This window comes from Streptomyces sp. NPDC047017, assembly GCF_040644175.1.
Taxonomy (GTDB): domain Bacteria; phylum Actinomycetota; class Actinomycetes; order Streptomycetales; family Streptomycetaceae; genus Streptomyces.
The window spans coordinates 32,914-56,707 of the sequence record NZ_JBEYVW010000008.1; the positions used below are offsets into that span (position 1 = coordinate 32,914).

General features: G+C 72.1%; 23 protein-coding genes and 4 pseudogenes. 14 read left to right on the top strand and 13 right to left on the bottom strand.

Annotated elements, in window-relative coordinates; genetic code table 11:
• Positions 1–316: 316 nt before the first annotated feature.
• Positions 317–1,321 (bottom strand): annotated as a pseudogene (locus tag ABZ858_RS15465) (GNAT family N-acetyltransferase); the annotation flags it as partial.
• Positions 1,322–1,461: 140 nt separating this feature from the next.
• On the opposite strand from ABZ858_RS15465, the gene fdxA reads away from it, so the two are divergent.
• On the top strand, positions 1,462–1,782 hold the full coding sequence (gene fdxA, locus ABZ858_RS15470; protein WP_037852134.1) for a ferredoxin: 321 nt from the start codon (positions 1,462–1,464) through the stop codon (positions 1,780–1,782).
• Positions 1,783–1,904: 122 nt separating this feature from the next.
• Positions 1,905–2,996, top strand: coding sequence for a bifunctional succinyldiaminopimelate transaminase/glutamate-prephenate aminotransferase (locus ABZ858_RS15475; RefSeq protein ID WP_361377304.1), 1,092 nt, complete (start codon positions 1,905–1,907; stop codon positions 2,994–2,996).
• Positions 2,997–3,092: 96 nt separating this feature from the next.
• Here ABZ858_RS15475 and ABZ858_RS15480 read toward each other — a convergent pair whose 3' ends face one another.
• A complete protein-coding gene (locus ABZ858_RS15480; protein ID WP_361377307.1) occupies positions 3,093–3,542 on the bottom strand; it encodes an ATP-binding protein in 450 nt (149 codons plus the stop codon).
• Between the two features lie 359 nt (positions 3,543–3,901).
• The gene (locus ABZ858_RS15485) at positions 3,902–4,918 is read right to left on the bottom strand and encodes a heavy metal transporter (protein WP_361377310.1); all 1,017 of its coding nucleotides are present in this window, start codon (positions 4,916–4,918) and stop codon (positions 3,902–3,904) included.
• A 355-nt stretch (positions 4,919–5,273) separates the two neighbouring features.
• Between ABZ858_RS15485 and dapE the strand changes: the two genes are divergently transcribed.
• The gene (gene dapE / locus ABZ858_RS15490) at positions 5,274–6,353 is read left to right on the top strand and encodes a succinyl-diaminopimelate desuccinylase (protein WP_361377313.1); all 1,080 of its coding nucleotides are present in this window, start codon (positions 5,274–5,276) and stop codon (positions 6,351–6,353) included.
• A gap of 122 nt (positions 6,354–6,475) precedes the next feature.
• Positions 6,476–7,234 (top strand): TIGR00730 family Rossman fold protein, encoded by a 759-nt coding sequence (locus ABZ858_RS15495; protein ID WP_361377316.1) that lies wholly within the window; start codon positions 6,476–6,478, stop codon positions 7,232–7,234.
• A gap of 477 nt (positions 7,235–7,711) precedes the next feature.
• Here the strand turns inward: ABZ858_RS15495 and ABZ858_RS15500 are convergent, their stop codons facing one another.
• Positions 7,712–8,725: a radical SAM protein gene (locus tag ABZ858_RS15500; RefSeq protein ID WP_361377319.1), complete on the bottom strand. Its 1,014-nt coding sequence runs from the start codon at positions 8,723–8,725 to the stop codon at positions 7,712–7,714.
• A 675-nt stretch (positions 8,726–9,400) separates the two neighbouring features.
• Here ABZ858_RS15500 and ABZ858_RS15505 point away from each other — a divergent pair.
• Positions 9,401–9,595 (top strand): annotated as a pseudogene (locus ABZ858_RS15505) (helix-turn-helix domain-containing protein); the annotation flags it as partial.
• A 252-nt stretch (positions 9,596–9,847) separates the two neighbouring features.
• Positions 9,848–10,618: a hypothetical protein gene (locus ABZ858_RS15510; protein WP_361377996.1), complete on the top strand. Its 771-nt coding sequence runs from the start codon at positions 9,848–9,850 to the stop codon at positions 10,616–10,618.
• A gap of 63 nt (positions 10,619–10,681) precedes the next feature.
• Here the strand turns inward: ABZ858_RS15510 and ABZ858_RS15515 are convergent, their stop codons facing one another.
• From ABZ858_RS15515 to folP, 4 genes and pseudogenes are all read right to left on the bottom strand, one after another.
• Positions 10,682–11,026, bottom strand: coding sequence for a hypothetical protein (locus ABZ858_RS15515; protein ID WP_361377322.1), 345 nt, complete (start codon positions 11,024–11,026; stop codon positions 10,682–10,684).
• 27 nt (positions 11,027–11,053) lie between these two features.
• Positions 11,054–11,170 (bottom strand): annotated as a pseudogene (locus ABZ858_RS15520) (HNH endonuclease); the annotation flags it as partial.
• 14 nt (positions 11,171–11,184) lie between these two features.
• Positions 11,185–11,556, bottom strand: a pseudogene (locus tag ABZ858_RS15525) (transposase family protein); the annotation flags it as partial.
• A gap of 170 nt (positions 11,557–11,726) precedes the next feature.
• Positions 11,727–12,587 (bottom strand): dihydropteroate synthase, encoded by an 861-nt coding sequence (folP, locus tag ABZ858_RS15530; protein ID WP_361377325.1) that lies wholly within the window; start codon positions 12,585–12,587, stop codon positions 11,727–11,729.
• A 150-nt stretch (positions 12,588–12,737) separates the two neighbouring features.
• Here folP and ABZ858_RS15535 point away from each other — a divergent pair, with 150 nt between their 5' ends.
• Positions 12,738–13,094, top strand: coding sequence for a DivIVA domain-containing protein (locus ABZ858_RS15535; protein ID WP_361377328.1), 357 nt, complete (start codon positions 12,738–12,740; stop codon positions 13,092–13,094).
• Positions 13,095–13,240: 146 nt separating this feature from the next.
• Positions 13,241–13,786, top strand: a complete 546-nt coding sequence (locus ABZ858_RS15540; protein WP_361377999.1) for a DNA-3-methyladenine glycosylase I — start codon at positions 13,241–13,243, stop codon at positions 13,784–13,786.
• Between the two features lie 27 nt (positions 13,787–13,813).
• Here ABZ858_RS15540 and ABZ858_RS15545 read toward each other — a convergent pair whose 3' ends face one another.
• Positions 13,814–14,617: an enoyl-CoA hydratase-related protein gene (locus ABZ858_RS15545; RefSeq protein WP_361377331.1), complete on the bottom strand. Its 804-nt coding sequence runs from the start codon at positions 14,615–14,617 to the stop codon at positions 13,814–13,816.
• Positions 14,618–15,004: 387 nt separating this feature from the next.
• Here ABZ858_RS15545 and ABZ858_RS15550 point away from each other — a divergent pair, with 387 nt between their 5' ends.
• On the top strand, positions 15,005–15,172 hold the full coding sequence (locus ABZ858_RS15550) for a DUF3117 domain-containing protein (protein ID WP_003966491.1): 168 nt from the start codon (positions 15,005–15,007) through the stop codon (positions 15,170–15,172).
• A 180-nt stretch (positions 15,173–15,352) separates the two neighbouring features.
• Here the strand turns inward: ABZ858_RS15550 and ABZ858_RS15555 are convergent, their stop codons facing one another.
• The gene (locus tag ABZ858_RS15555; RefSeq protein ID WP_361378002.1) at positions 15,353–16,048 is read right to left on the bottom strand and encodes an O-methyltransferase; all 696 of its coding nucleotides are present in this window, start codon (positions 16,046–16,048) and stop codon (positions 15,353–15,355) included.
• 233 nt (positions 16,049–16,281) lie between these two features.
• Here ABZ858_RS15555 and sigE point away from each other — a divergent pair, with 233 nt between their 5' ends.
• The 4 genes from sigE (at position 16,282) to ABZ858_RS15575 (ending at position 19,597) form a co-directional block, all read left to right on the top strand.
• Positions 16,282–17,007 carry an RNA polymerase sigma factor SigE gene (gene sigE, locus ABZ858_RS15560; protein ID WP_361377334.1) on the top strand — a complete coding sequence of 242 codons (726 nt, stop codon included), beginning with the start codon at positions 16,282–16,284 and terminating at the stop codon, positions 17,005–17,007.
• Complete coding sequence (locus tag ABZ858_RS15565; RefSeq protein WP_361377337.1) at positions 17,004–18,005, top strand: zf-HC2 domain-containing protein; 1,002 nt, start codon at positions 17,004–17,006, stop codon at positions 18,003–18,005. Before sigE ends, ABZ858_RS15565 begins: the two co-directional genes overlap by 4 nt.
• Before the next feature lie 256 nt (positions 18,006–18,261).
• The gene (locus ABZ858_RS15570; RefSeq protein ID WP_361377340.1) at positions 18,262–18,741 is read left to right on the top strand and encodes a sec-independent translocase; all 480 of its coding nucleotides are present in this window, start codon (positions 18,262–18,264) and stop codon (positions 18,739–18,741) included.
• Positions 18,742–18,925: 184 nt separating this feature from the next.
• The gene (locus ABZ858_RS15575) at positions 18,926–19,597 is read left to right on the top strand and encodes a hypothetical protein (RefSeq protein ID WP_361377343.1); all 672 of its coding nucleotides are present in this window, start codon (positions 18,926–18,928) and stop codon (positions 19,595–19,597) included.
• Between the two features lie 77 nt (positions 19,598–19,674).
• On the opposite strand, the gene ABZ858_RS15580 is transcribed toward ABZ858_RS15575, so the two are convergent.
• Genes ABZ858_RS15580 through ABZ858_RS15590 form a run of 3 tightly spaced genes read right to left on the bottom strand, consistent with a single transcriptional unit; the run spans position 19,675 to position 22,739 of the window.
• Positions 19,675–20,808, bottom strand: coding sequence for an Mrp/NBP35 family ATP-binding protein (locus ABZ858_RS15580; protein WP_361377346.1), 1,134 nt, complete (start codon positions 20,806–20,808; stop codon positions 19,675–19,677).
• Between the two features lie 43 nt (positions 20,809–20,851).
• Positions 20,852–21,442: a DUF1003 domain-containing protein gene (locus ABZ858_RS15585; protein ID WP_361377349.1), complete on the bottom strand. Its 591-nt coding sequence runs from the start codon at positions 21,440–21,442 to the stop codon at positions 20,852–20,854.
• On the bottom strand, positions 21,432–22,739 hold the full coding sequence (locus tag ABZ858_RS15590; RefSeq protein ID WP_361377352.1) for a CBS domain-containing protein: 1,308 nt from the start codon (positions 22,737–22,739) through the stop codon (positions 21,432–21,434). The genes ABZ858_RS15585 and ABZ858_RS15590 overlap by 11 nt, the downstream gene beginning before the upstream one ends.
• 292 nt (positions 22,740–23,031) lie before the next feature.
• Between ABZ858_RS15590 and ABZ858_RS15595 the strand changes: the two genes are divergently transcribed.
• Positions 23,032–23,793: a hypothetical protein gene (locus ABZ858_RS15595; RefSeq protein WP_361377355.1), complete on the top strand. Its 762-nt coding sequence runs from the start codon at positions 23,032–23,034 to the stop codon at positions 23,791–23,793.
• Position 23,794: the final 1 nt, after the last annotated feature.

The window sequence follows — 23,794 nt, forward strand, 5'->3', positions numbered from 1 at the left end:
CGCACCCCGTATCCGGCCCTGTGCCGGACCCCGCATCCGGCCCTGTGCCGAACTCCGTATCCGGCCCTGTGCCGGACCCCGTATCCGGCCCTGTGCCGGACCCCGTATCCGGCCCTGTGCCGAACTCCGTATCCGGCCCTGTGCCGGACCCCGTATCCGGCCCTGTGCCGAACTCCGTATCCGGCCCTGTGCCGAACTCCGTATCCGGCCCTGTGCCGGACCCCGTATCCGGCCCTGTGCCGAACTCCGCATCCGGCCCCGTGCCGAACCCCGCGCTCGACCCCACGCCCCCCTCCGCCTCCGCGTCGACCTCCGTGTCCGGCTCCCGATAGTGGTGGTACGCGTGGTGCGCCGAGAAGCCCAGGCCCGCGTACAGCGCCCGGGCCCCCGTGTTGTCGGTCTCGACCTGGAGGCAGGCGGCCGAGGCGCCCTCGGTGAGGGCCTGGCGGGCGAGTGCGGCCAGGACGGTGCCGGCCAGGCCGCGCCGGCGCAGGGCCGGGTCCACCTCGACCGCCGCGAAGGAGGCCCAGCGGCCGTCCACGACGCACCGCCCGATCGCGGCGGGCGGCTCGCCGGCCGTCGCGCCGGGCACGGTCGCGAACCACACCGAGGGCCCGCCGCCCAGCACCTCCAGGGCCACCTCGCTCACCCCCTTGCGCTGATAGCGCGCGAGCCACGCCTCGTCGGCCGTGCGGGACAGCGCGACCGCGTGGTCCACAGGGCCCGGCTCCCGGTCCGCGACCGGCGCGAGCGCCCCGGTCCACACCTCCGCGCTCACCTCGCGCGTCCACCCGCGCCCCTCCAGCTCCGCGCACAGCAGCTCCTGCGTGCCCTCGGCGCCGGTGGCGGTCTGGACGTACGCGGGCAGGCCGCGCTCCCGGTACCAGCGCCGTACGGCCGCCAGCGCCGCGTCCAGCGGGAGGCCGGGGTCACCGAGCGGCAGCACCGAGTTGGCCCGCCGGGTGAACCCGGCGGCGGCCCGCAGCTCCCAGCCGCCGAGCCGCCCGCTCTCGACCGGCGGCCAGGCCCGCGCCGCGACACGCGCGAGTTCCCCGTACGAGGCGGCGGGACCCCGGCGGCGCGCCGGAGCGGCCGGTACGACCTTCCCGGCCACCAGCGAGGATTCCGCGATCCGCACCCGCTCGCCGCTCTTTCGTGTGATCAGCAGCACACCATCGTCCCATGATGTGAGAACGCCGACCGTGTCGGTGAACTTCTCGCCCGTTCCCGGCGGTTCGGCCAGCCGCCGCACGGAAACCCGTTTGCCCACGTCAGCAGCGGTGACGCGGACCTCAAGTCGTCCTGTCGGCCAGATTTCCACAGGTCAGTTCACCCCTCCTGTTCGGATCGTGCCCCGGAACGGAGATACTAGGGGCGGGCATCGACGACGCCGCGCTCCCGCGCGCCAGGCGGCGGAGCCTGTGGAGGCCCGCCAGCGCCCTATCGAGGAGGAACGACAGCGTGACCTACGTCATCGCGCAGCCTTGTGTCGACGTCAAGGACAAGGCGTGCATCGAGGAGTGCCCGGTCGACTGCATCTACGAGGGCCAGCGGTCCTTGTACATCCACCCGGACGAATGCGTCGACTGTGGTGCCTGTGAGCCGGTCTGCCCGGTCGAGGCGATCTTCTACGAGGACGACGTGCCGGAGGAGTGGAAGGACTACTACAAGGCGAACGTCGAGTTCTTCGACGAGCTCGGCTCTCCCGGCGGCGCCAGCAAGCTGGGCCTGATCGAGCGTGACCACCCGGTCATCTCCGCGCTGCCGCCGCAGGGCGAGTAACCGTCCGGCGCGGTCCCCCGGCCGGCCGCCGCCTCGGTCCCGTACGGCCTGACCGCTCCGAGCGTGTCGGCGGCCGTGCGGGACCGAGGCGTTTTCCGTACGAGAAAGTGAGCCTGATCCCCGTGTCCGCAGTCTCCGACCGACTCCCCACCTTCCCCTGGGACAAGCTGGAGCCGTACAAGAAGACGGCCGCAGCCCACCCGGACGGCATCGTCGACCTGTCGGTCGGCACCCCGGTCGACCCGGTCCCCGAGCTGATCCAGAAGGCACTGATCGCGGCGGCCGACTCCCCGGGCTACCCGACGGTCTGGGGCACGCCCGCGCTGCGCGACGCGATCACCGGCTGGGTCGAGCGCCGCCTCGGCGCGCGCGGGGTCACCCACCACCACGTGCTGCCGGTCGTCGGCTCCAAGGAACTGGTCGCCTGGCTCCCCACCCAGCTGGGCCTGGGCCCCGGCGACCGGGTCGCCTACCCGCGCCTGGCCTACCCGACGTACGAGGTCGGCGCCCGGCTGGCCCGCGCGGACCACGTGGCCTACGACGACCCGACCGAGCTGGACCCGGCGGCCCTGAAGCTGCTGTGGCTGAACTCGCCGTCCAACCCCACCGGCAAGGTCATGGGCAAGGAGGACCTGACCCGGACCGTCGCCTGGGCCCGCGAGCACGGCGTCCTCGTCTTCTCCGACGAGTGCTACCTCGAACTGGGCTGGGAGGCCGACCCGGTCTCGGTACTGCACCCCGACGTGAACGGCGGCTCCTTCGACGGCATCGTCGCGGTCCACTCGCTGTCCAAGCGCTCCAACCTGGCCGGCTACCGCGCCGCCTTCCTCGCCGGCGACCCGGCCGTCCTCGGCCCGCTGCTGGAGATCCGCAAGCACGGCGGCATGATGACCTCGGCGCCCACCCAGGCGGCGGTGGTGGCGGCCCTGGGCGACGACACGCACGTGCGCGAGCAGCGCGAGCGCTACGCCGCCCGCCGCGTCGCCCTGCGCGAGGCGCTGCTCGCCCACGGCTTCCGCATCGAGCACAGCGAGGCCAGCCTGTACCTGTGGGCCACCCGCGACGAGTCCTGCTGGGACACCGTCGCCCACCTCGCCGAGCGGGGCGTCCTGGTCGCCCCGGGCGACTTCTACGGCCCGGCGGGCGACCGGTTCGTCCGGGTGGCCCTGACGGCGACGGACGAACGGATCGCGGCGGCCGTGGCCCGGCTGTGAACCGCCGGCCGGCACCTCGCTGACACGCGGACGGGGCCCGGGGGATCTCCCCGGGCCCCGTCCGCGTCCGCGTCCGTGTCCGCGTGCGGCGGCGGATCAGCCGCCGAGCGGCAGCCCCTGCACCGGCAGCCCCTGGGTGGGCAGGCCCTGGGTGGGCAGCCCCTGCGTGGGCAGGCCGCCCTGCGTCGCCGTCTTCGCGGTGTCGCCGAGGAGGCCCGCCGCGGTGCCCGCCGTGTCGCCCGCCGCCTTCTGCGCCACCGGGGTCGCCTTCTTCACCAGCTTGCCGCCGGTCTTGCCCGCGGCCGGCACCGCCTGCTTGACGGCCTTGCCGCCGGTGTCGCCCGCGACCCCGGTGACGTGCTGCGCGGCACCGTCCACGGTGTTGCCGACGCTCGCCCCGTCCAGGGCGGTCAGGCCGCCCAGGTTCGGGGTGGCCGGCAGCTGGGTGGCCGCGCCGGCGGAACCGGCCGCGCCGACCCCGGCGGCCGCTCCCGCAGCGACGAGCAGGGCGGCACGGGCGATCCGGCGGGTCAGGGGGAGGGACATGTTGCTCCTTCGACGGGAGAGAAACCTTGAAGTGTCCGGTCGTGTCCGGCAGTTGACCGGAGGCCGCAGGGCCGCCGGGCCGCCGGGCTCGGACGCAGTGACTACCGCTCGAAGGCGGGGAAGGTTGCGGCGGGCCGAGGTAAAGAGTTGGTAATGCGTCGCATTATCGGTTGTGGATAAAAAGGGACGAAGGAGGGATGAAGGGTCTCCGGCCGAAAAGTCTGCTGAATCCTTACGCCCCTGTGTTCCCAAGGCTTTCGGGGAACACGGGAGTGACGGCACGAAAACCTGCGCACACCCCGGCCCGGACCCGCCCCGCGTCACCCGTGCGAGGGAAGAACCGCACACGTGCCCGGCGGTCAGCGGCTCGTGGTGATCTGCACCCAGCCGGTGCCGCGCGCCCCGCCGCCCGTGCCGCCGTCCGTGCCGCTGTCCGCGTTCTTCGCGTCCGTCGCGCGCCACTGGCCCTCGGTGACCCCGGCGGTCCACTCCCGCCCGGCGTACGCCACCCGCTCGATGTGCAGCGCGGAGGCGTTGGCCACCGCCCACTGCGCCAGCTGCCAGCCGCGCTGCGGCGCGCTCTGCCCCTTGGCCGCGCCGGTGCCGGGGCGCACCGGCAGGGTCACCGTGCGCCCGTGGGTGCCGGGGTCCGCGGGCGGTGCCGTGGGCGTCGGGGACGCGCCGCGACCGCCGCGACCGCCGCCCACCTCCGCGCCGGTCTCCTCCACCGCGTCCCGCCCGAAGTCCCGCACCAGGGCGGCCCGCACCGCGTCCGGCCCGGTGGCGGTGGCGACGGCGGGCCGCCCCTGGCAGGTCAGCGTGGCCGCCGCGCGCCCGGTGAGGGCGGCGGAGAGCAGGGCCGCGTCCTGCTCGTGCTTGGCGTACGCCTCCGGGAAGCCGCTGCGCTGCACCCGCTGCGCGGCCACCGTCAGCGGCAGCCGCTGGTAGTCGTGGATCTCGGTCAGGTGCGTGTAGAAGACCCCGGCCGCGTACGCCGGTTCCATGATCTCCTTCGGCGTGCCCCAGCCCTGCGAGGGCCGCTGCTGGAACAGGCCCAGGGAGTCCCGGTCGCCGTGCTCGATGTTGCGCAGGCCCGACTCCTGAAGGGCGGTGGCCAGCGCGATCGTCACGGCCCGCTCGGGCATGCCCCGCCCGCTGCCGACGGCCGCGATCGTCGCCGCGTTCACCGCCTGCTCCGGCGTGAACTCGTAGGACGCGCCGCCCCGGTCGGCGGACACCACCTCGCAGCCCGGGCCGGTGCCGCCCGTCAGGTACTGCACCGTCAGATAGCCCGCGACCGCGAGCAGGACGACGAGGGCCGCCCCGATCCGGAAAGGGCGGCCACGGCGCTGAGGGGTGGGGGACGGCTCTGGCACGCGTACAAGGTACTGGAGTCCTCCGGGGTCTTCACGGCCGGTGGGTGAGGGCACGCGGCGGCACCCGCGCGAGCGGACCCCGCGAGAGACGTACGCGGGCAGGCGGACGGGAGCTGGGCGGGTCGTACGCGGGCAGATGGGGGGGGACTTGGGCGGGCGTCAGCGGGCAGGTGGGCGGGACTCGGGCGGGTCGTGCATGGGCAGGCGTGTGGGAGCCGGGCGGGGCCGTACCCGGGCAGGCGGGCGGGTCCCAGGCAGGCCGTACGCGGACAGGCACGCGGCCCCGGCGGATGCGATGTGGGCGGGCCGTCCGGACGCGGGCGGGCGGCAGCTCGGGCGGGTTAGGGTCGAGGCCATGGCCGATACCCCGCTTGACCTCACGCTGGACGCCGCGCGGCTGACCGCGCGGCTCGTCGACTTCCGCTCGGAGAGCGGCACGGAGAAGCCGCTCGCGGACGCGATCGAGGCCGCGCTGCGCGCCCTGCCGCACCTGACGGTGGACCGCCTCGGCAACAACGTCGTCGCGCGCACGGACCTGGGCCGGTCCGAGCGGGTGGTGCTGGCCGGCCACATCGACACCGTCCCGATCGCCGGCAACGTGCCCTCCCGGCTCGACGAGGACGGCGTCCTGTGGGGCTGCGGCACCTGCGACATGAAGTCCGGCGTGGCCGTGCAGCTGCGCATCGCCGCCACCGTCCCCGCCCCCAACCGCGACCTGACCTTCGTCTTCTACGACAACGAGGAGGTCGCCGCCGACCTGAACGGCCTCAAGCACGTCGCCGAGGCCCACCCGGAGTGGCTGGCGGCCGACTTCGCGGTCCTGCTGGAGCCCTCCGACGGCGAGGTGGAGGGCGGCTGCCAGGGCACCCTGCGCATGCTGCTGAAGACCCGCGGCGAGCGGGCGCACTCCGCGCGCGGCTGGATGGGCTCCAACGCCATCCACTCCGCCGCGCCGATCCTCGCCCGGCTCGCCGAGTACCAGCCGCGCCGCCCGGTCATCGACGGCCTGGAGTACCGCGAGGGCCTCAACGCGGTCGGCATCTCCGGCGGCGTGGCCGGCAACGTCATCCCCGACGAGTGCGTGGTCACCGTCAACTTCCGCTACGCGCCCGACCGTACGGAACAGGAGGCGGTCGACCACGTCCGCGAGGTCTTCGCCGGCTGCGGCGTCGAGGAGTTCGTGATCGACGACCACAGCCCGGGCGCCCTGCCGGGCCTCGGCCACCCGGCCGCGGCGGCGTTCATCGAGGCGGTCGGCGGCACCCCGCGCCCCAAGTTCGGCTGGACGGACGTGTCGCGCTTCTCGGCGGTGGGCGTCCCGGCCGTCAACTACGGCCCGGGCAACCCGCTGCTGGCGCACAAGCGCGACGAACGGGTGGAGACCGCCAAGGTGCTGGCGGGCGAGGAACGGCTGCGGACCTGGCTGACGAGCTGACGAGCCGGCCGCCCCGGCCCGCACCGCCGGGGCACCGCGCACCGGACATGCCGAGGTCCCCCGCCGGTAACCGGCGTGGATCTACGCTGAGGTGGAAGGTTCCGCACGTGGAGGGAGCGCACATGGCTACAGGCAACCCCGAGGGCAAGAAGCAGCCACCGGAGGAGCAGCGCCTGGGACCCGTCCTCCGGCGCCGCGGACAGGTCCAGGAGAGCACCACCGACCAGCGGCTGCTGGACGAGCGCGCCCCCACGGACTGGGTGCACACCGACCCCTGGCGGGTGCTGCGCATCCAGTCCGAGTTCATCGAGGGCTTCGGCACCCTGGCCGAACTCCCGCCCGCCATCAGCGTGTTCGGCTCCGCGCGCACCCCGGTGGACTCACCCGAGTACGAGGCGGGGGTGCGGCTGGGCCGGGGCCTGGTCGAGGCCGGGTTCGCGGTGATCACCGGCGGCGGTCCTGGCGCGATGGAGGCGGCGAACAAGGGCGCCTGCGAGGCCGGCGGCACCTCGGTCGGCCTCGGCATCGAGCTGCCCTTCGAGCAGGGCCTGAACCCGTACGTCGACATCGGCCTCAACTTCCGGTACTTCTTCGTCCGCAAGATGATGTTCGTGAAGTACGCGCAGGGCTTCGTGGTCCTGCCCGGCGGACTCGGCACCCTCGACGAGCTGTTCGAGGCGCTCACCCTCGTCCAGACCCAGAAGGTCACCCGCTTCCCGATCGTCCTGTTCGGCAGCGCGTACTGGGGCGGCCTGGTCGACTGGCTGCGGAACACCCTCATCGCCCAGGGCAAGGCCGCCGAGGCCGACCTGACCCTCTTCCACGTCACGGACGACGTGGAGGAGGCGGTGACCCTGGTCTCGAAGGAGGCGGGCCGCTAGGGCCTGTCTGACAGCCAAGGAAACCCCTGGCCAGACAGCGAGAGGCCCCGCCCATGCGCCACGGGGGTACGACGTACGAACGGGGCCGCTGGGGGCGTGCTGTTCAGTGCTGAGCGTGCACGGGGGCGCTCTGGGCCCGAAGCTCACCTAGTCGGCGCTGGTAGAGCGGTCCGCCCACGTGTGCCGCCCGTGCCTCGCTCGGCGCTGACTGTTCGATCAGGTGATGGGCCACGGCCTTGAGGTGGGCGGACCACGCGAGGACGTGCTGTTGAGCGCTCCGGCCGCACTCGTCAGGTTCACCAGGAAGGCACAGGGGCAGCGTCGGCCCTACCTTGTTCGCGGCGTGCCGGATATACCCCGCGATCCTGGCCCAGTCCTCTTCGGTCCGCTGTATGGCGTTGGCGTTGCCGTCAGTGCCCCACCGGCCGAAGTCGTCCCCGTGATCTTCCATTGGTGAACTCCTGATGATCTCAGCGGTTAAGCGGGTGCACCGATCGTAGCCGGACCCGCCATGGCATCCGCCTCCTTCGGGTCGCAGTGCGCCACGGACGGAACGCACGGACCACACGGCCCGCACATGGGAAGGAATTGCGGGGGCGTGCAGGACTGGGCACCTTCCCCATGCACGGCCGTGATGTCGGCCAGCACTTCCGCCATGGCCACCCCGCCCCAGATTTCGGAAAGGGGCGCGTCCATCACGTTGCCGATGTTCAGGAACCGGCCCAGCACGCACGGCCACACGTCACCGGTCGGCCCGATGGCGCATTTCTCATGTGCGCAGTGCCCGCACAGATCACCGATGGTCGGGGCAGCGCCCTTGCTCCCACGGCCGAAAGCCCGGGTCCGGTCACCGCCGACCGTGCCGACTCCCAGCGCGGAAAGGTCCCGTGCAGCCTCTTGGACGCGCTGGCCTTCCTGCACTGCCACCACTCCGCCGCGAAGCGGGATATTGAGGCTGAGCGCCTTCTCAACGTTCGCCCGGGTCTTCTTGTGCGAACCACGGAGCCTGGTCACGTTGTCGTGTTCCTCGGCCGTGTCCGAGTAGTACGACGTGGCGAGCTTGACCCCGCATTCGGTGAACGTCTCCCACAGCTCCGGGCGAATGTGGGTCATGTTCGAGAACACTTCCACGGACAGCCCGGAACCGTGCGCGTGCCGGATCAGCTCCGGAAGGTGCGGGTACAGCGTCGGCTCTCCGCCGATGAACTGAACGTCAAGCGCGCCCATGCCCGAAAGCTGGTCGATTACCCGCGTCCAGTCCTGCACGGTCATGGTGCCGTGCGTTCCCTTCGGTGACGAGTCCGTGTAGCAGTGATCGCAGAACTCGTTACACCGGCCCGTCACCTCCAACCATGCAAACTTCAAAGTGTTTTGGGCAGCACTCATCCCACAACTCCCTACGATCGGTGGTTCGCCTAGAGCTTCCCTGTCAGCGCGGCAGTGATGATGAAGCCGCACGATGCCGCCGAAGTCAGAACGCACACCGGCCATGCAATCCGGCCGAGAAATCTCCTCACCATCGGATCGGCTCCCTATCGCCACCCGCGCAGACCGGGCACGGCACCTTGTACGTGTACTTGCACGTTTCGCATCCAAAGAATCCGTAACAGTCTGGGCACCAGATATCGCGCCACCCGACACAGCAGCCGCAATAGGTCTTCCCCGGGGCGGCCTTCTCCGCCTTCGACTTGGCGGTCATGGCCTTTCCAGATGTCGCCTGATCGCTTCGGCCAACTCCTCAGCGCGCTTGGCCAAGTCTTCAAGGGAAGGCAGTGGGGCCGGTTGGCTTCCCTCTTCTTTGGACGCTTCCGGAGAATACGAGGCGCTCACTCCGCGTTCGCCTCGCTGTCCGGGCATTTTGGGCTGCCGCACTGGCATTTCGGCCACTTGAGCGTGTCCCCGGGAAGCGTCGGGGATTTGGGTTGCAGCGCGACGAACAGCCCTTTATCCGCGCTGACGAAAAACCGCCGCGTTCCTCCGACCCCGTTACCGATTCTGCCCGATGCCCGTCTACTATTCGCCATGGTTGCCTGCCCAATCAGGTGGTCCACGCCCCCGGGCCGGTCGCACGGTCGCGGGGGTCTTGCGTGCGTCTCCCAACGTCCCTTTGACCTGAGTCGGTGCATAGCGGCCACCTGTCGGCCAACTGTCGGCCAGACTGGACCTATGGGGAGCAACGTTGGGGCCAACATCCGGCGGGAGCGTGACCGGCTCAGGTGGAGTCAGGCACGGCTGGCGCGGGAGGTCTGCCGGGCAGCAGGCATTTCCGGTGATCCGGTCGGCCGTCAAGAAATCAGCCGATGGGAGACAGGGAAGCGGACCCCGCGCGAATGGCTGCCCTTCCTTGCTACGGCTCTTGGCGTACCCGTGGAAGCCCTCACAGGGCCGCCTACGCCCGCTGAGCCGCCCTTGCCGACCCTGGCTGACTTCCTGCCCGAAGACGACCCGCTAAGCCTGCTGGAAGGCCGTACAGGGCGCCGCGTCGGAATGGGCACCGTAGACGAACTGCAACGGCGGGTGCATGGGCTCAGGCTGGCTGACGACGTGCTAGCAGGGGGTGACCTAATCCGCCCCGCACTTCGAGACCTTCGACGCGTAGTGAAGCTGTACCGAGTGAGCACGCACACCGGCGAAGTAGGGCGTCAACTCCTCCGGGAAATCGGGGAGTTGGCGCAGATTGCCGGATGGATTGCTAGTGACGCTGGACAGCACGAAGAGGCAGAGCGCATTTACCGGCTTGGCATCAGTGCCGCACGGCAGGCGGAAGACCACACCCTTGCCGGGAATCTCGCCGGATCACTTGCCTACCAGATGAGTAACACAGGGCGTGAAGCCGAAGGGCTCACCCTGGCTCAGGCAGCTTTCCGGGACGCAGAGACCGAAGCACCCCCAAAAGCCCGCGCGCTGTATCTGGACCGGGTGGCATGGGCGCACACGAAAGCCGGAGGAACGGAGAACGGACAACAGGCAATGCGCGCACTGGGGGAGGCCGGGCAGGCGCTCAGCGAAGACAGCGAAGGCACGGAATCGCCTGCCTACTTGTACTGGGTGGACGCTGGCGAACTCCGGATCATGGAATCCCGGGTCTACACGGAGCTTCACCGACCCTTGCGCGCCGTACCGTTGCTCCGGGAAGTCCTCAGCGGCTATGACGCCACGCACACCCGTGAAATGGCGCTGTATCTCTCTTGGCTGGCCGTGGCTCTGGCGGATGCCAACGAACCAGAAGAGGCGGCAGCCGTAGCGGAACGGGTCATCTCCCTTGGCTCTGACGCGCCGTCAGAAAGGGTGGCAGAGCGCGTGCGGATCATTCTCGCCCGGTTGCAGGAGTACGCCGAAGTTCCGGAAGTCGCAGCCCTACTAGCTGAGCACCCGGCAGCCTAGAAACGCAGAAAGCCCCGTACCGGCCACCAGGAAAGGCGGCGGTACGGGGCTTCAGGGGTCAGGCTAGATCGGCTCTGCGTCTACCACACGCCCAATGAGGCTGCACCCCTTGTCAGTCAGGCTGACTTGGGTTACCAGACCATTTTCAAAGAGGGCGGGAAGTTCATTGCCAAAGGTGATAATTCCGTCGTCGAGCAGATTCGAGAGAAGCCACCACATGTCGGTGTGAAGCTTCATATTCCCCAGCGATACCACCCTGCCTTGACGGAATTTGTCCAGGGTTACATCAGGGCTGAGATGTTCACTGCGAAACGTTTCCCAGTTCTGGGCACACACCTTAAGGAACTGTCGCTCAGTATCGGTATGACGACTATTCAATACCTCAAGATTCTCCTTGTACTGGAGCATCGCCTTCCGGTCGATATCGCTCTGATCGAAACGCGTGTGACAGGTCGGGCAAAGCGAAATAAGATTCTCAAATTTGTGTTCTCGAACCTTGGTCCACGGAGTGATGTGCGCGATCTCGACGGGGGTCTGCCGACATGTGGGGATGGCGCACCGGTGCCCCGCCTCTGCTCGGCCACCTGGTGGTCACGGGTGGGGACCAGGGTCCCGTTCACGATCACCCCGGTGTCCTTACGGAACCGCTTGCGCTGCTGGAGCGCGAGCGAGGGTGCGAGGTGGTCGGTGATGCGGTCGGCCGCGGACTTGGACACCCCGGACAGCGGGGCCAGTTGGCGCAGGGTGAGGTTGGTCCGCCAGTACGCGGCGACCAGCGGCACGCGGTCTTCCAGCGGCAGGCTCCACGGCCGGCCCTTGCGCACCGGGTCCACACCCTCGCGCCGCAGCGCGGTGACGAGCTTGCTGAACTGCCGCGGACTCAGCCCGGTGAACGGGGCTGTCCAGGAGGGCTCCGACGCCGTGATCACACCAGCCACAGCAAGATCATCTCACCTGTGACCAGCAGTTACGGGACAACGCTTAGGGAGTGGAAGGACTCACTCGGGGTGGACCGTTAGACCAGAACCCCGGGGAACTGCGCGAGCAACCCCCTCCGGCGGGCGGCCGACAGCGCACACAAGGGGTCCAGGGGCGAAGCCCCCGGCCCCTACGCCAGCCCCCGCCGGGCGACGGCGGGCGCCCGGTGCCCCGCGATCGCCGCCACCATCTCCAGCACCTGCCGCGTCTCCGCCACCTCGTGCACCCGGTACACCCGCGCCCCCAGCCACGCCGAGACCGCGGTCGTCGCCAGCGTCCCCAGGACCCGTTCCTTGACCGGCCGGTCCAGCGTCTCGCCCACGAAGTCCTTGTTGGACAGGGACACCAGCACCGGCCACCCGGTCGCGGCCATCTCGTCCAGCCGCCGCGTCGCCTCCAGGCTGTGCCGGGTGTTCTTGCCGAAGTCGTGCCCGGGATCGATCAGCACCGACTCCCGGGGCACACCGAGGGCCACCGCCCGCTCGGCCAGGCCCACGGTCACCTCCAGGATGTCGGCCATGACGTCCTCGTACGCCACCCGGTGCGGCCGGGTCCGCGGCCGGGCGCCGCCCGCGTGGGTGCACACCAGGCCGGCCCGGTACCGCGCGGCGACCTCGGCGAGCCGCGGGTCCACGCCGCCCCACGCGTCGTTCAGCAGATCGGCCCCGGCCTCGCAGACCGCCTCGCCGACGTCGGCGCGCCAGGTGTCCACGCTGATCACCACGTCCGGGAACCGCCGCCGCACCTCGGCGACGAAGCCGACCGTGCGCCGGGCCTCCTCCTCGGCGGTGACCTCCTCGCCGGGCCCGGCCTTCACCCCGCCGATGTCGATGATCGCGGCACCCTCGGCGACCACCTGCTCGACGCGCGCCAGGGCCGGTTCGTCGCGGAACGTCGCCCCCTGGTCGTAGAAGGAGTCCGGGGTCCGGTTGACGATCGCCATGATCACCGGCTCGTGCGCGCCGAATTCACGCCTGCCCAGCCTGAGCATCCCCTGTGACCTCTCCTCGTACGTCGTGGTCCTCGACCGCCTGCGACCCTAACCGTCAGCGTCGCATGGCACGATCGGACCCTGACACACACGCCTGGCACACCCGCCTGACACAAACGACAGACTCCGGACTCCGTGGGGACCTCAGCGATGGTTATGTTCTTGTTCCTGGTCGTCGCGCTCGCGGTCGTGGTCGCCGCGGTGACCCTCGCGGTCGTGGGTGGCGGCGAGGGCGCCGGCCCGCTGCCCGAGGCGGCCCCCGAGCGGCTGCGCGACCCGCTGCCGCCGGACCGCCCGGTGCGCCCCGCCGACGTGGAGGAGCTGCGTTTCCCGCTCGCCGTGCGCGGCTACCGCATGGCGGACGTGGACGACGCCCTCGGCCGGCTCGGCGCGGAACTCGCCGAGCGGGAGGCCCGGATCGCCGACCTGGAGACCGCCCTGGCCGGAGCCCGGGACGCCGAGACCCGGGTACGCCTGACCAAGCCGGAAGCGGAGGGCGAGCAGTGACGGACCCGGTGACCGAGAGCGTGACGACAGAGGCGGCAGCGACCCCGCCCCCGGCCACGGCAGCGACCCCGCCCCCGGCCACGGCAGCGACCCCGGCCCCGGCAGCGGCCCCGGCCGGTGCCCCCGTCGTCGGCCCGGACGGCGGCCTGCGCTGCCCGTGGGCGCTGTCCGCGGCGGAGTACGTCGCCTACCACGACGAGGAGTGGGGCCGTCCCGTCCACGGCGACGACGCCCTCTACGAACGGCTCAGCCTGGAGGCGTTCCAGTCCGGCCTGTCCTGGATCACCATCCTGCGCCGCCGCCCCGGCTTCCGCGCCGCCTTCGCCGGGTTCGAGATCGCCGCGGTGGCCGGTTTCACCGAGGCCGACCGCGAGCGCCTGCTCGCCGACCCGGGCATCATCCGCAACCGCGCCAAGGTGGACGCGACCCTCGCCAACGCGCGCGTGCTCGCCGGCTGGGCCCCGGGCGACCTGGACGCCCTCATCTGGTCCCACGCCCCCGACCCGGCCGGCCGCACCGCCCCGCGGACCCTCTCCGACGTCCCGGCCGTCACCCCCGAGTCCACGGCCCTGTCCAAGGCCCTCAAGAAGCGCGGGCTGCGCTTCGTCGGCCCGACCACGGCGTACGCGCTGATGCAGGCGTGCGGCCTGGTCGACGACCACCTCGCGGACTGCGTGGCCCGCCGCCCCTGACCGGACGCGGCGGGCCCGGCCGGTGGCTCAGCGCCCCAGGTACTTCGGCTTCTCCTTGTGCACGAACGCCTGTACGGCGATGGCGTGGTCCGCGGACCGCCCCGCGCGCGCCTGTAGCTCGTCCTCCTTCTCCAGCGTCTCCTCCAGGGAGTGCGTCAGCCCGTAGGCGACCGACTCCTTGAGCGCCGCGTACGCGAGGGTGGGGCCCGCGGCCAGCCGGCGCGCCGTCTTCTCGGCCTCGGCGCGCAGCTCGGCCGCCGGTACGACCCGGTCGGCGATGCCCAGGGCCAGGGCCTCCTGCGCGGTGATCGTGCGCGGGAAGAGCAGCAGGTCGGCGGCGCGGCCGGGGCCGACCACCCGCGGCAGCGTCCAGGAGACGCCGGAGTCGGCGGTGAGCGCCACGCCCGCGAAGGAGGTGTTGAAGGACGCCGTGTCCGCCACGATCCGGTGGTCGGCGGCGAGCGCGAAACCGAAGCCCGCCCCGGCGGCCACGCCGTTCACCGCGGCCACCACGGGCTTCGCCGCACCGGCCAGCGCCCGCACGATCGGGTTGTAGTGCTCCCGTACGGTGCTCATCGTCTGACCGGAGCCGCTCTCCCGGTCGGCGTTCAGCAGCCCGATGTGCTCCTTGAGGTCCTGCCCCACGCAGAACGCCCGGTCCCCGGCGGCGGTCAGCAGCACCGCCCGTACGGCGTCGTCGTCGGCGGCGTCCCGGGCCGCGTCCCGGAGGGCGTTCTTGGTCGCGATGTCCAGCGCGTTCATCGCCTCGGGGCGGTTCAGCACGATCGTCGCGAGCCCGTCGCTCACCTCGTAGAGCACGGTGTCGGCCATGGGGCATCCCCTCCGGTGTCCGGCTGCGGCGTACCGCTCGGTACGTCCTGTCCGGAGGACAGCATGACGGAGATCACCGGCCCCGGCGCGGAGCGGACGTGTGACCTGCGTCAAAGAAATCCGGTGGGCCGGGCGTCCGGGGAGGTCGGCGCGAGGGCGCAGTATCGCAGCCACATCCCCGAATTGAGTGGTTTTGCTCGCGCGCGTTGCCCAAGCGATGCGGACTGATGTTGGTCATCGGGTCCTGAGATGCGGGATAATGGCCAAGAAGCAATGTGTTCGATGCCGGTGTCGCGTGTCCTGGGCCGTCCTGGGCGCGGATCGCACGCGTGCCCCTGTGGGCCGTCGGCCTTGACGATGAGCTGGGTTTCAGGAAGGGGAACGAGCATGGCGGCCATGAAGCCGCGGACGGGTGACGGCCCGCTCGAGGTGACCAAGGAGGGGCGGGGCATCGTCATGCGCGTTCCGCTCGAAGGCGGCGGTCGGCTCGTCGTCGAGCTGACCCCTGACGAGGCCGACGCGCTCGGCGACGCCCTCAAGAAGGTCGTCGGCTGACGCGCGAGCGACCACAGTCTTTCCGGCTGCCCCGGCATCGCGTGAGCGGTGCCGGGGCAGCCGCTTTTCCGGGGGCCGCCGCCCGAGCTGCCCGCCACCCGGACCGCCCGCCGCCCGAGCCGCCCGCCGAAGTCCGGGGGAGCGCTCGGTCGGCTCGGTCAGCCCCCGGTCGGCGCTCGCTCAGCGCTTGACCGCGCACAGCAGGCCGTCGCCCACCGGCAGCAGCGACGGCACCAGGCCGGGGCTCTCGCGCACCGTGCGCAGCAGCTCGCGCAGGCGCAGCACCTCCGTCGGCTGCGGCCCGGAATCCACCGTCCTGCCGTGCGCGAAGACGCCCTCGAAGACCACCAGGCCACCCGGGCGCAGCAGGCGCAACGATTCAGCGAGATAGTCCAGGAACTCCTGCCGGTCGCCGTCGCAGAAGACCAGGTCGTACCCGGCGTCCGCGAGCCGGGGCAGCACGTCGAGGGCGCGGCCGGGGATGAACCGGGCCCGGTTGCTGGCGAAGCCGGCGGCGCGGAACGCCTGCCGGGCGGACTGCTGGTGCTCGGGCTCGGGGTCGACGGTGGTCAGCACCCCGTCCGGGCGCATGCCGTGCAGCAGGTGGATGCCGGAGACGCCGGTACCGGTCCCGATCTCCGCGACCGCCTTGGCGTCCACGGTGGCGGCGAGCAACCGCAGCGCCGCGCCCGCGGCCGGTGACACCGAGCGCAGTCCTGCCTCGGCGGCCCGGTCACGGGCCCAGAGCAGCGCGTCCTCCTCGGCGACATAGGCGTCGGCGAACGCCCAGCTCGTCTGCCGGTTGCCGGTAATGACCCTCTCCTGTCCCGTGGTTGTCTCGGCGTGACTGTATCCGTTGGGCCCGGGAACCCGCAGATGGGACCGGTCGTTGAAGAGGGCGGGGGAACACCGGGAGACGTCGCCGGAGGCAGGACGGGGGGTATGGGATGGATCGGGACGCCGGGCAGGCGCTGACGCAGCCGGACGAGCCGTGGCAGCGCGGTTCAAATTCTCGTAAAACCGCTTATCCGGAGCTAACGGGCGAGGTGGCTATGGTAGGGGCTCCACTGGACACCACCAGAGCCGACAGGGGAGGTGCGGCTTCGCCCATGGATCGGGGAAGAGCGCTGCGGCGCTTTCTCGGATCGGCGGGCTGGCCGAAATCCGTGAACGACACCGCTGCTGACGCGAGCCACGCCGACGGCTTCACCCAGACCGCGACCTTCTCCACCGACGCGGACGGGCAGGCGTGGACTCCGCCCACCTGGGAGGAGATCGTCAGCACCCACAGCGGCCGCGTCTACCGCCTGGCCTACCGCCTCACCGGCAACCAGCACGACGCCGAGGACCTCACCCAGGAGGTCTTCGTCCGCGTCTTCCGCTCCCTGTCGACCTACACCCCGGGCACCTTCGAGGGCTGGCTGCACCGCATCACCACGAACCTCTTCCTGGACATGGTCCGCCGCAAGCAGCGCATCCGCTTCGACGCGCTCGGCGACGACGCGGCCGAGCGGCTGGCCAGCAAGGAGCCCACCCCGCAGCAGCTCTTCAACGACGCGCACTTCGACGCGGACGTCCAGCAGGCCCTGGACACGCTCGCCCCGGAGTTCCGCGCCGCGGTCGTCCTGTGCGACATCGAGGGACTGTCCTACGAGGAGATCGCCGCGACCCTGGGCGTCAAGCTCGGCACGGTCCGCTCCCGTATCCACCGGGGCCGCTCGCAGCTGCGCAAGGCCCTCGCGCACCGTTCGCCCGAGGCCCGCCGGGCCGAGCGCCGCGGCTTCGTGCCCCGGGTCGGGGTCGCCGCGCTGGGAGGAGGGGGCGCGACGGCGTGAGCGGATCCCGACCCGACCCCGCCGCGAGGACGTTCGCGGAACAGCACCTGGGAGACCGACTCTCCGCCCTGGTCGACGGAGAGCTGGGTCACGAGACGCGTGAGCGCGTCCTGGCGCACGTGGCCACCTGCGTGAAGTGCAAGGCGGAGGTGGACGCCCAGCGCCGCCTGAAGAACGTCTTCGCGGAGACGGCCCCCCCGCCCCCCTCGGAGAGCTTCCTCGCCCGCCTCCAGGGGCTTTCCGGGGGCGGCCCGGACGGGGACGGCGGCCCGCTGCCGGGCGGGGACGCGTTCCCCGGCCGGGGACCCGGGCGCTCCGGGGTGTTCGACGTGCGGCGCGGCGAGCAGCGGTTCGAGTTCGGGTACGTTCCGGCGGGGCCGTTCGCGGCCGCTGCCGGGCCGGGCCGGCCGGAGGGCTTCCGGGTCCATCCCGTGGGCCGTCCCGACAGCGAGCGGGCGGCCTCGCGCGGGCGCCGGTTCGCGTTCGTCGCCGCCGGTGCGGTGTCGCTGGCCGCGGTCGCCCTCGGCGGCGTGACCACCGGTGCCGTGGGCGACCCGGCGGCGGAGGCCCGCGGCGGCTCCGGCGCGGGCAGCAACGTGGCCCCGGCCCGTACGGCGGGCACGAGCGGTACGCCGGCGGGCACGGGCGGAGTGGGTCCCGAGCTGACCCGGCGCCGTCAGTCGGCCGGCCCGCTGTCCGTACAGCGGCTGAGCGGCGGGGCACCGGTGGCGCCGACCTCGCTGTCCGCGCCGCTGCTGCCCGGCGTGCCGCCACCGGCCGAGCCGTCGCGGGACCGGGCGCGCACGCTGTCCCCGCCGATGGCCGTCGACGCGGCGGCCCTGTCCCCGCTGATACGTCCGCTCGCCATGCGGCCGCCGGTCTCCCTGACCGAGTGGTCCACGAACCAGGGTTTCTCCCCGCTCGGCCTCCTGGCCGCCCCCGCTCCCGGCCCCACACCGGTCCCGCCGTCCTCCGCGCCCCGGCCCACCTCGCCCTGACCGGCAGCAGCGTCCGGAGTCCGCGCGGCCACCCGTGAACCGGGCCGTCCAGGCGGCCGCGCCCGCAAAGACCCCACCCGCGGCGGCTGGGCGAACGGGCCGGAAACTGGTCGTGTACACGTGGCTCCGACACCGCGGGACGGTACCGGTCGGACACCCGGGCCGGGTACCGTGGACCCGGCCCGGACCACGGACGGCCCCGCTCAGACCGGACCGCCCGAGGGCCGAGGACCGCGGACATCGCAAGGAGCTTCAGGTGTTCAACGACATAGGACTGCCCGAGTTGGCGACGCTCATCGTCCTCGGCGTGCTCGTGTTCGGTCCGGACAAGCTTCCGAAGGTCATCCAGGACGTCACGCGCACGATCCGGAAGATCCGCGAGTTCTCGGAGTCGGCCAAGCAGGACATCCGCCAGGAGCTGGGCCCGGAGTTCAAGGACTTCGAGTTCGAGGACCTCAACCCCAAGACGTTCCTGCGCAAGCAACTCGACGCCGACGACCTGGGCCTCAAGGAGATCCGCAACGGCTTCGACCTGAAGAAGGAGATGGCCGAGGTCACGGACGCGGTGCACGGCCGCGAGTCCGGGTCTGCGTCCTCGTCGCCCTCGTCGTCCTCGTCGCCCTCCTCGTCCGGCGCGGGCGGAGCGGGCCCGGCCGGCGGCCGGATCGACATGACCAAGAGGCCCGAGCCGGGCGACCGCGACGAGCGGCCGCCCTTCGACTCCGACGCCACCTGACGCACTTGGCGCACCGCTGTGCGCCGGCGCCGCCCGGCGCACCCGCGAGCCACGCGCCCGGCTGCTTTCCCGGCTGCCCGGGGCGGGGTGGATATGCTGCCGAGTTGTTGTGCGGACCGGACGAGTACGCCCGATGGGGGGCGGGCCGCGCCGGTCCGACGAGAGCGAGGAGGCGTCCGGGTTCATGGAGACGACAAGTAGGGCGGTCGCGCAGGCACCGGCCGCGGAGGGCGGAAGACCACTCCCCTCCGCCCGGGGCACGGTCGACGGCTACCTGCTGGCGCCCTTCCCGTGGTACGGCCTCGACGAGGCGTACACGGGAGCGCGCTGGCTGATGCAGGTCGGCACGTCGGCCGACGGCGCCGTGGAGCACGGCTCGACCGGCCACGGCGACGAGCCCTCCGTGCGCAACGAGTTCGTGTCCGGGTCCCCGGACGATCCCAGGGAGCGGTTCGCCGTCGTCGTCACCGTCGCCGCCCACCCCGGGCGGCAGCTGGCCGACGGCACCGGCCGCCTGGAGGCCACCTCCGTCTCGTCGGCGGCCTGGCTGGCCGGGGTGGGCCTGCTGTCCGTCACCTGGCCCACGCAGATGGACCACGCGCTGCGCGACGACTGGCTGGAGCAGCAGACCGAGACCGCGTGGGTGCTGGCCGACGACCTGTCAGGACCGGACTGGTCGACGCTCTCGCTGCCCGTGGACGGCGTCCCGGCCCCCTTCCACTACCGCGAGTCCGAGTTCGGCTGGGTGCTGGCCGGCTCGACCTCCGAAGGGGTCCACGTGGGGGCGTACGGGCGGGGCATGAGCGCCTACGGCCTGGGCTTCGCGAAGGTCGCGGACATCACCACGTACGCCTGACCCGCGCGGCCGGAACGACGACAGGGGCGCCGTCCGCGCGGACGGCGCCCCCGAGGCCGTACAGGCCCCGCACAGCGCTAGAACTTGTTCCTCGGGGTGATCCCGAGGGACAGCCCCGACAGGCCGCGCTGGCGGCCGCCCAGCTTGCCCGCGATGGCACGCAGCGCCGAGCCCGCCGGGGAGTCCGGGTCGGTCAGCACGACCGGCTTGCCCTCGTCGCCGCCCTCGCGCAGCCGGACGTCGATCGGGATGGACCCGAGGACCGGGACCGAGGCGCCGGTGGTGCGGGTCAGGCCGTCAGCGACCGTCTGCCCGCCGCCGGTGCCGAACACGTCGACCATCTCGCCGCAGTGCGGGCAGGGCAGCCCCGACATGTTCTCGACCACGCCGACGATCTTCTGGTGGGTCTGCACGGCGATCGAACCGGCCCGCTCGGCCACCTCGGCGGCGGCCTGCTGGGGCGTGGTGACGACCAGGATCTCGGCGTTCGGCACCAGCTGGGCCACGGAGATCGCGATGTCGCCGGTGCCGGGCGGCAGGTCGAGCAGCAGCACGTCCAGGTCGCCCCAGTACACGTCCGCCAGGAACTGCTGGAGCGCGCGGTGCAGCATCGGGCCGCGCCAGACCACCGGCGCGTTGCCCGGGGTGAACATGCCGATGGAGATGACCTTCACGCCGTTCGCCGACGGCGGCATGATCATGTTCTCGACCTGGGTGGGACGGCCGTCCGCGCCCAGCATGCGCGGCACGCTGTGGCCGTAGATGTCGGCGTCGACCACGCCCACCTTCAGCCCGTCGGCGGCCATCGCCGCCGCCAGGTTCACCGTCACCGAGGACTTGCCGACGCCGCCCTTGCCGGAGGCGACCGCGTAGACACGGGTCAGGCTGCCCGGCTTGGCGAAGGGCACCTCGCGCTCGGTCTGGCCGCCGCGCAGGGCGCTCGCCAGCTCCTTGCGCTGCTCGTCGCTCATCACGTCCAGCGAGACGCCGACGCGGGTGACCCCCTCGACGCGGGAGACCGCGTCGGTCACGCGCCGCGTGATCGTCTCGCGCATGGGGCAGCCGGAGACCGTCAGGTACACGATGACCGCGACCGCGCCGTCCGCGCCGATCTCCACCGATTTGACCATGCCTAGCTCGGTGATGGGCCGGTGGATCTCGGGGTCGTCAACCGTCGCCAGCGCTTCGCGCACCGCGTCTTCCGTAACCATAAGGACGATGGTACGGCGCGGGGCGGCGGCCCCGGGACCCCCGTCAGCGGTCGTCCATGTCACGTCCGCGCGGGTGATCCGCCGGGAATACGGCGGGTGCGCGATGGCCGTTCTGCCGCTCCTCCAGCTCCTTGATCATGTCCTGCAGCTCCGAGCGGATCCAGTCCCGGGTCGCCACCTCGCCCAGGCCCATGCGCAGCGCGGCGATCTCCCGGGTCAGGTACTCGGTGTCCGCGATCGACCGCTCGTTCTGCTTGCGGTCCTGCTCCAGGTTGACCCGGTCGCGGTCGTCCTGCCGGTTCTGCGCCAGCAGGATCAGCGGGGCGGCGTAGGAGGCCTGGAGGGACAGGGCCAGGGTCAGGAAGATGAACGGGTATTCGTCGAAGCGCAGCGCGGCGGGCGCGGCGATGTTCCACACCACCCAGACGATGATCACCACCGTCATCCAGACGATGAACCGCCCGGTGCCCAGGAAGCGCGCGATGCGCTCGGAGAGCCGCCCGAAGGCGTCCGGGTCCCACTCGGGCAGCAGCCTGCGCCGCAGCGGGCGCGGCTGGTCGAGGCGGGCCCGGGGCCGCCCGGTGGCGGTCGCCCCCGCGGGGTGCCGCTCGCGGGTGTCGCGTTCAGCCGCCATGGGTGCCCGCCCCCTCGCCCGTCGCCCGGGCCGCCGCGTCGTCCAGGTGGTACTCCGTCTCCCGCCAGTCGTCGGGCAGCATGTGGTCCAGCACGTCGTCCACGGTGACCGCCCCGAGCAGCGAGCCGGCCTCGTCCACGACCGGCGCCGCCACCATGTCGTACGCCGCGAAGAACCCGGCGACCACCGGCAGCTCGGCGTCCGGGGCGAGCGTCTGCAGGTCGTCGTCGAGGATCGAGCTGACCAGGGTGTAGGGCGGGTCGCGCAGCAGGCGCTGGAAGTGCACCGTGCCCAGGTACTTGCCGGTCGGGGTCTCGTCGGGCGGGCGGCACACGTAGACCTGGGCGGCGAGCGCGGGGGACAGGTCGCGGTTGCGGACCCGGGCCAGCGCGTCGGCGACGGTCGCGTCCGGCCGCAGCACGATCGGCTCGGTCGTCATCAGGCCGCCCGCCGTGTGCTCCTCGTACGACATCAGCCGGCGCATCTCGGCCGCGTCGGCGGGCTGCATCAGGCCCAGCAGCCGTTCCTGCTCCTCCTCGGGCAGCTCGGCCAGCAGGTCGGCGGCGTCGTCGGGGTCCATCGCCTCCAGCACGTCGGCGGCGCGCTCGCCCTTGAGCTTGCCGAGGATCTCGATCTGGTCGTCCTCCGGCAGCTCCTCCAGGACGTCGGCGAGCCGGTCGTCGTCCAGCGCGGCGGCGACCTCGGCACGCCGCTTGGCGGACAGGTGGTGCAGCACGTTGGCGAGGTCGGCGGGGCGCAGCTGCTCGAAGGTGGCGAGCAGGCTCTCCGCGCCCTGGCCGTGCTCCTCCAGGGAGAACCCGGTGACCGCGGACCACTCCACCGTCAGCGACTCGCCCCGGCTGCGCCGGAACGCCCCGCCCTTGCGTCCCTTGCGCACGAAGACCCGGTCGACCTCCCAGTCCCGGCGCGCGGGCAGCTGGTGCACCGACACGTCGAGCACGGTGACCTCCTCGCCGCTCTCCACGAGCGTGACCCGCCGGTCCAGCAGCTCACCGAAGACCAGCCGCTCGGTGGGCCGCTGCTCGAACCGCCGGACGTTGAGCACACCGGTGGTGATGACCTGGCCGGACTCCACGCTCGTCACCCGGGTCATGGGCAGGAAGATGCGGCGCCGGGTGGCGAGTTCGACGACCAGCCCGAGCAGCCGGGGCGGCTTGCGCCCGACGCGCAGCATGACGACCAGATCGCGGACGCGTCCCACCTGGTCGCCCGTCGGATCGAAGACGGCGACACCGGCGAGGTGCGAGACGAAGATCCGGGGGGCGCCCGCTGCCATGCGCGCCTCCTTTGCGTGCTCCGTGATGCGCGAGGCATCTCCTGGGTGTGATGGGTGTCTTATCCCCCTTGCCCGCTCAGGTGGGCTTCAGGCTAGCCCGTCCCGTTCGGATACGCCCTGGTGAGCGGTGCGGACGGACTGGCTCCGCAGCCCCGGCACGGCCCCGGTACGCTGCCGTACGCCGCGACGGGCCCCATCCGCCGCCACGCTCCGCGTGCCCCGAGTGCGCCCGCGCACGCCCGGCACCGCCATGCCCGCGCCCCTCGCTCCCGCCAGAAAGGCAGCGCCACCTGTGACTGCGATTCCCCAGGGCCGCCGAACCCGCCGGGCCGCGCGGGCGGGCGCGCTGAGCGCCGTGGCCCTCGTCGTGGGCGCGGCGCTGGCGGGGTGCTCCGGGGACGACCCGGACGCGGGCACCAACGGGGTCGGCAAGCTGCCGGCCGACCGGATCCAGGCCAGGGCCAAGGCGGCCGCCGACGCCGCCGGCACCGTCCACCTGGCCGGGGACGTGGTCACCAACGGCCGCTCCTACCGGCTCGACATGCGCCTCAAGCCCGAGGGCGGCACCGGCTCGGTCACCTCGCAGGGGGTGACGTTCGGGCTGCTGCGGATCGGCGCCCAGCTGTACCTCAAGGCGGACGCCCGGTTCTGGAGCAGCGCCGACGGCGACAAGAGCGGCGGCACGGACAGCGGGACGGCGGACAAGCTGGACGGAAAGTACGTGAAGGTGCCGCAGGGCGACCCGGCGTACAAGCGGTTCAGCGGCTTCACGGACAAGAACGTCCTCCTGGACGGCCTGCTGTCCCTGCACGGCACCCTGGCGACCGACGGCCGCCACGAGCAGTCCGGTGTACGCACGGTCCGCGTCACCGGCGGCAAGGGCTCCGGCGGCGCCCTGGACGTCTCCCTGGAAGGCACGCCCTACCCGCTGCTCCTGCGGCGCGCGGGCGACGCGGGGACGCTGGTCTTCTCGGAGTGGGGCAAGGACTTCCCGCTGGCCGCACCGGCCCAGGGCGACACCGTCGACTACGGCAAGCAGCTGCCCGCGTCCTGAG